We start from the raw sequence: 6,374 nt of genomic DNA, 5'->3' as shown, positions 1-6,374 counted from the left end.
GAAAATTTGGAAGCAATGAAGCTTATGGACGAGCATATTATGGAAGAACCTACTGCTGGAGTGATTACGATGAAGTGTATGCTGAAAGAAAAAGAAATAAATATGAGCTACGAAAGAGTTCGGCGTTTGATGCGAAAGGCGTCTATTATGCCAATCTATCCTCGCAGAATGCTCACACAAAAAGGGGAAAATAAATATATTTATCCTTATTTATTGAGGAATATGGAGATTAATAAACCCAATCAGGTTTGGCAAATAGACATCACTTATATACCTATGAAAAACGGATTTATGTATATGACAGCAGTGATAGACGTTTATAGCAGATATATTGTAGGTTGGGGAATTAGCAATTCGTTAGACGCTTCGGAATCATTAAAAGTGGTGGGCGAAGCCATTAAAATTCATGGTAGACCGGATATTTTAAACTCCGACCAGGGTACTCAATTTTCATGTAAGAGTTATGTAGAATATTTAAAAAAAGAGGATATAAAAATATCGATGGATGGGAAAGGTAGGTGCTTAGATAATATTTTCATTGAGCGGTTTTGGAGAACATTAAAATATCAGCATATCTTTTTAAATCCTGCGAAAGATGGATTAGAACTTTATCTGGGAATACAAAAATGGTTATTGCGATATCACAACAGAAGTCATCAAGGAATTAAACTCAAAAAGCCATTGGAAATGTATAAATTAGCAGCATAAAAACAATTAAGAAACAACTAATTGTGGTCTAAAGAAATGAGGGTAGAATAGTCATTTTCAACATTTCTATCATTAGTACATGCACTTAATAACGTAAATAGAAATAATAACATAGATAAGTAAGAACGATTTTTAATAATAAAAATTTTAATTGGTTAATATAAAACAAAATTAAAATTATGCAAGTTATTTTTGAAATTTTAACAATATTTACTCAATTTAGAATTAATTTACTAAAAAAATATATGGAAAAATTTAGAAATTTGGTAGAAAAGCGAAAGTCTCGCAGCAGACTTGAGTAAAGCTCCTTTTTGAAAAAAAGAGCGGGAACGGAAGGCATAAACAAAATTAAAGCGAATGCTTTAGTTGAAGTTTACGAACGAAGTTCTTGCTGCCCAAAAAATTATTAGAAGGAATATCTATTATAGTAAGTTTTGAAAATTAGAAAAGAAGATTGCTTCGTTCCTCGCAATGACTTACAAAAAAAATCCCCAATCTTGCGAAAGGGGATTTATATATAATTGCTTAAAGCCTAAAGCTTATAGCTTAAATCATCATACTTTGATCTCTACATCTACTCCACTAGGCAATTCTAGTTTCATTAATGCATCTACCGTTTTAGAGGAAGAAGAGTAGATATCCATCAATCTTTTGTGTGCAGTTACTTGGAACTGCTCTCTTGCTTTCTTGTTAACGTGTGGAGATTTCAATACTGTGAAAATTCTTTTGTGCGTAGGCAACGGAATTGGACCGTTTACGATAGCACCAGTTGCTTTTACAGTTCTGACGATCTTTTCAGCAGATTTATCTACTAAATTGTAATCGTAAGATTTTAATTTTATTCTTATTCTTTGTGACATTTTAATTTAATTTAGTAAGATTATCCTTTTGCTTTTGTAATCACTGTTTCAGAAACATGTGTTGGAGCTGCTTCATATCTATCAAATTCCATTGTAGATGTTGCTCTACCAGAGGAAAGTGTACGAAGTGAAGTAACATAACCGAACATTTCTGACAATGGAACATTTGCTTTGATAATCTTAGCATTGTTTCTATCGTCCATTCCGTTTACAGTAGCTCTTCTTCTGTTTAAATCTCCTACGATATCTCCCATATATTCTTCTGGAGTTACAACTTCCATTTTCATAATAGGTTCCATGATAACCGCTTTTGCTGCTTTACCTGAAGAACGGAATCCCATTTTTGCTGCTAATTCAAAAGATAATGCATCTGAATCTACCGCGTGGAAAGAACCGTCTTTCAAAGTAACTTTCATTGATTCTACTTCAAATCCTGCAAGAGGACCATTTTTCATAGAATCTTTGAAACCTTTTTCTACAGAAGGGATAAATTCTCTTGGAATATTTCCACCTTTAATTTCATTTACGAAAGTTAAACCTGGTTTATCTTCATCTGCTGGTCCAATTTCAAAAACAATATCTGCAAATTTACCACGTCCACCAGATTGTTTTTTGTAAACTTCTCTGTGTTGTGCAGTAGCTGTAAGAGCTTCTTTGTATTCTACTTGTGGTTCACCTTGGTTTACCTCAACTTTGAATTCTCTTCTCATACGATCTACCAAAATATCTAAGTGAAGTTCACCCATTCCAGAAATAATCGTTTGACCAGAAGCTTCGTCAGTTTTCACTTGGAAAGTTGGATCTTCTTCAGCTAATTTAGCCAAAGCGTTCCCCATTTTATCTTGATCTGCTTTAGTTTTAGGTTCTACCGCGATACCAATTACTGGATCTGGGAAGTCCATAGACTCAAGAATGATTGGATTATCAAGATCACATAATGTATCTCCAGTTTTTATAGATTTAAAACCTACCGCTGCACCAATATCTCCTGCTTCAATATAGTCTACAGGATTTTGTTTGTTAGCATGCATTTGATAAATACGAGAAATTCTTTCTTTATCTCCTGAACGTGTATTCAAAACATAAGAACCAGCATCTAATCTTCCAGAGTATGCTCTAAAGAATGCCAATCTTCCTACGAAAGGATCGGTAGCAATTTTAAAAGCTAAAGCTGCAAAAGGCTCTGTAACGCTTGGTTTTCTTAAAACTTCTTCGTCTGTTCTTGGGTTGATACCTGTAACACCTTCTTTATCCATTGGAGATGGAAGATATTTACATACAGCATCTAGCATAAATTGCACTCCTTTATTCTTAAAAGAAGAACCACAAGTCATAGGAATAATAGATAAATCTATCGTTGCTTTTCTCAAAGCCTCGTTGATTTCGTCTTCTGAAATAGAATCTGGATCTTCGAAGAATTTCTCCATCAAAGTATCATCATAATCTGCAACAGCTTCTACTAATTTTTCTCTATATTCTAGAACTTCTGCTTTCATTTCTTCAGGAATTGGCACTACTTCATAAGTAGCTCCTTGTCCTGCTTCATCCCAAACAATTGCTCTATTCTTAATTAAATCTACAACACCTTTAAATGTTTCTTCAGCACCAATTGGCAAAACGATAGGAACTGCATTAGATCCTAACATTTCTTTCACTTGCTTCACAACATTTAAGAAATCTGCACCTTGACGGTCCATTTTGTTTACGAAACCAAGTCTCGCAACGTTGTAATTATCAGCTAATCTCCAGTTTGTTTCAGATTGTGGCTCAACACCATCAACTGCTGAAAACAAAAATACAAGACCATCTAAAACTCTTAAAGATCTATTCACCTCTACCGTAAAATCTACGTGTCCTGGTGTATCGATAATATTAAAGTGATATGGTAATGTTTCTGGTAAAGCTTTACCTTGAGTAGTTGGGAAATTCCATGTACAAGTAGTTGCAGCAGAAGTAATTGTAATACCTCTTTCTGCTTCTTGCTCCATCCAGTCCATTGTAGAAGCACCATCATGCACTTCTCCAATTTTGTGATTAACACCTGTATAAAATAAAATTCTTTCTGTAGTAGTGGTTTTACCAGCATCAATATGCGCGGCAATACCAATATTTCTTGTGTATCTTAAATCTCTACCCATTTCTTAAAATTTAAAGTGGGAGAAAGCTTTATTTGCTTCTGCCATTTTGTGAGTATCTGCTTTCTTTTTGTAAGCTGCACCTTCTTCTTTAGCTGCCGCGATGATTTCTGTAGCCAATTTAAGAGCCATAGATTTATCATTACGAAGTTTAGAATATTTGATTAGCCATTTCATAGCCATAGAAATTTTTCTATCTGCTCTAATAGGCATAGGGATTTGAAAATTCGCACCACCTATTCTTCTAGAACGTACTTCTACGTGAGGCATTACGTTAGTTAATGCATCTTTCCAGATTTCTAAAGCACCTTTTTCAGTTTCTCCTTTTTTATTCTCTACCAATTCCATTGCGTCATAAAAAATCTTAAAAGAAATAGATTTTTTACCGTCTAGCATTAAATTGTTTACAAATCTCGTTACCAGTTGATCATTAAATTTTGGATCCGGTAACAACGGTCTTTTTTTTGCTTTCGTCTTTCTCATTGTTTTGTACCTTAAATGTTAATGATTACTTTTTAGCTTCTTTTGGTCTTTTTGCACCATATTTAGAACGTCTTTGCGTTCTTCCACTCACACCAGCTGTGTCTAATGCACCTCTTACGATGTGATAACGTACTCCCGGTAGGTCTTTCACCCTTCCTCCGCGTACCAATACTATCGAGTGCTCTTGAAGATTGTGTCCTTCGCCGGGAATATAGGCATTGACTTCTTTACCATTAGAAAGTCTTACTCTCGCTACTTTACGTAGTGCAGAGTTAGGTTTCTTTGGAGTGGTAGTATATACTCTTGTACATACACCTCGTCTTTGAGGACAGGATTCAAGGGCAGCCGATTTACTCTTCTTGGTAATTGCGACTCTTCCTTTTCTAACTAATTGTTGAATAGTAGGCATTTAATTGCTTTTTATTTTAGGGGGCAAAAGTAATGATTATATTTGGAACTGGCAACTAGTAGAACTGAGTTATTATTTTTTTTATTTTTTTCCAGTATAAATCTGAATAGGATAATAGCTTTCGCCAATGTTTTTATTCAAATTAAATTTCTGTAAATTCTTTTTCAGCGGCAAAATCTCTTCCTTTGAAAGCGCATAAAATACTACCGTTTTTCTTGCCGGTCCAAAACTATTTTCTGAAATTGTCCATGATGCAACAGGAAACCACTTTGCAGGAAGCTTCCCAGGAAACCAACCAGGATAGATGACGGCAACCTTGTAATTATTTTTTAAAATGTAATTTGATAAAAATCTGTTTTGAGTTTCTAATAAATGATCTTCAGTTTCATGCTTATTTTCTATAATATTTTTTGCAACATCCGTACTTCCTAATCCTACAATGTCTAACAGCTGAACATTGCTAAAATAAGCAATTGCGCCAATATCATTTGCGACAACTTTTTCATTTTTGTAAAACATCCCTAGAAATCTAGACATTTCTATCTGCTGTTCATTGATGCCTTTGCTAGAATAAACCAATGGATAATGCACAGATCCAAACCTGTATATTGAAAATACACCTATCATAAAAATAGAAAACAAATTTAAAACAGAACCAAAATTCAATTTTTCTCGTTTAAAATTCTTGAAAAAATCTGCAATTATCGGTGCTATTACCATTAAAAAGGCGATCATCAAATAGTTCTCATACCTATATTTTAAAACTGAAAATAAAGCATGCAAAATTCCAGTGATTACCATTGCAATTATTAAAGTTTCTTTCTTAAAAAAAGTATTTCTAAAATCAAATTTTCTGTATTTTTTTGCTAAATGAGCAATTATTAATACGAAAGGAAAGAACAAACATTTATAAAAACTTGGATTGAAAAGAATTCCAACTTCGAAAATTTTCCACATATTAGAAATAAAATGATTTCCTGAAGGGAAACTGCCTTTAATCATGACGGAATTTGGAAAAAAGTAGCCGCCATTTTTTATAGAAAATAATCCGAAAATTAAAATTGGGAAAACTCCTATTATCAATACCCAAATTCCTTGATAAATATTTTTTCTCAAAAAAAGCGCTACAGCTAAAGCAGACGTGAAAAACATACTTTCAAACCGAATTGTAGCTAGAAAAAAAACAATTATTAATAATTTAACAAATTCAAATCTGGATGAAAAATTAATTTCAACATTTTTATGGATAAAATAAACCGCCAACACCATCAAAAACATATGAATTGTATGCTCCATCCCAATCAAAACCGTGAAATGCAGCATCGTAAAAGGCAGCAATAGAAACAAGGCCCATTTAAATTCCGCAGCTCCATAAAAATCTTTGAAGTATCTATAAAATGCATAAAGCGTGAAATATCCAAAACATATATTGATAACTAATGGATAATATTCCCAATTCCCGAACAATTTTATGCAAAAACTCAACAGCAAAGTGTACAAAATAGATGAAGATGCACTATCAAATCCAGTAGAATTAATACTCCACGCTCCATTCTCTACATAATTTTTGGCTAAAGATAAATGAATATAGACATCATCTAACATATAAATATAGCGATGACTTGATGGCAATTGATGCCATCCCATGAAAAAGTAAAAAGCAAATATCGTTGTAAATAATAAAACGAGAAGAAACCAAAGTTTTTTCATTCTGCAAAAATGCGCAATTTTATCTTGACTAATAAATTGAATTCTCTATTTTTGTTTTAAATTATTTTT

General features: G+C 33.1%; 6 protein-coding genes. 1 reads left to right on the top strand and 5 read right to left on the bottom strand.

Annotated elements, in window-relative coordinates; translation table 11 throughout:
* Positions 1 to 708 (top strand): IS3 family transposase (locus tag HNQ03_RS08910; protein WP_226927473.1); only part of this gene is annotated, 708 nt, incomplete at its 5' end.
* Between the two features lie 554 nt (positions 709 to 1,262).
* On the opposite strand, the gene rpsJ is transcribed toward HNQ03_RS08910, so the two are convergent.
* The 5 genes from rpsJ to HNQ03_RS08885 all read right to left on the bottom strand — a co-directional run bounded on the left by rpsJ (position 1,263) and on the right by HNQ03_RS08885 (position 6,305).
* Positions 1,263 to 1,568 (bottom strand): 30S ribosomal protein S10, encoded by a 306-nt coding sequence (rpsJ, locus tag HNQ03_RS08905; protein WP_173779324.1) that lies wholly within the window; start codon positions 1,566 to 1,568, stop codon positions 1,263 to 1,265.
* 20 nt (positions 1,569 to 1,588) lie between these two features.
* Positions 1,589 to 3,706, bottom strand: coding sequence for an elongation factor G (gene fusA, locus HNQ03_RS08900; protein ID WP_173779323.1), 2,118 nt, complete (start codon positions 3,704 to 3,706; stop codon positions 1,589 to 1,591).
* A gap of 3 nt (positions 3,707 to 3,709) precedes the next feature.
* Positions 3,710 to 4,186 carry a 30S ribosomal protein S7 gene (gene rpsG, locus HNQ03_RS08895; protein WP_173779322.1) on the bottom strand — a complete coding sequence of 159 codons (477 nt, stop codon included), beginning with the start codon at positions 4,184 to 4,186 and terminating at the stop codon, positions 3,710 to 3,712.
* A gap of 25 nt (positions 4,187 to 4,211) precedes the next feature.
* A complete protein-coding gene (gene rpsL, locus HNQ03_RS08890) occupies positions 4,212 to 4,595 on the bottom strand; it encodes a 30S ribosomal protein S12 (RefSeq protein WP_173779321.1) in 384 nt (127 codons plus the stop codon).
* Between the two features lie 81 nt (positions 4,596 to 4,676).
* Positions 4,677 to 6,305, bottom strand: a complete 1,629-nt coding sequence (locus HNQ03_RS08885) for a hypothetical protein (protein ID WP_173779320.1) — start codon at positions 6,303 to 6,305, stop codon at positions 4,677 to 4,679.
* Between the last annotated feature and the right edge of the window lie 69 nt (positions 6,306 to 6,374).

It is taken from the genome of Frigoriflavimonas asaccharolytica (assembly GCF_013294015.1).
In the GTDB taxonomy this organism is placed as follows: Bacteria; Bacteroidota; Bacteroidia; order Flavobacteriales; family Weeksellaceae; genus Frigoriflavimonas; species Frigoriflavimonas asaccharolytica.
This window is presented reverse-complemented; position numbering and strand designations above follow the sequence as displayed.